Annotated in this window: 1 pseudogene; it reads right to left on the bottom strand. The window is 52.5% G+C overall.

What is annotated here, in order from left to right:
* Nucleotides 1-116: 116 nt before the first annotated feature.
* Nucleotides 117-362, bottom strand: a pseudogene (locus ACTHSP_RS22840) (bifunctional biotin--[acetyl-CoA-carboxylase] ligase/pantothenate kinase); the annotation flags it as partial.

Below are 362 nucleotides of genomic sequence, written 5' to 3'. Positions count from 1 at the left end.
GCAGATTCGGGTTTGGCGGTTTTATGTTGTGTCCGATAGGCAACCATGCTGCCAAAAACAATGATGTTGAGTGCGACCAAGACCGCAAACAGCCATTTCATGATGCGTTTTCCTTTTTATTGTCCGTTGCGATGGGCAATCCAATGCAAGAGCCCGTGAATCACGAGATTATCGACGATTTTCACTTGATTGTCATGAACGAATGACTCCGGCAGCGCCTGCACGACTCTGCCCGCGCCGCCGCCCGTGATAATAATATCGACCGGTTTGTCCCCGCCCGTTTTGTCTTTCAGACGGCCATGCATCATCATCAACGCGCCGCAAACGGCATCCATCATGCCGCTGGCAATGGCGTTCGGCGT

The sequence above is a fragment of the Neisseria sp. P0001.S005 genome, assembly GCF_051963715.1.
Note: the sequence above shows the minus strand (reverse complement) of the source record. Positions and strands in the feature narration are given on the sequence as shown.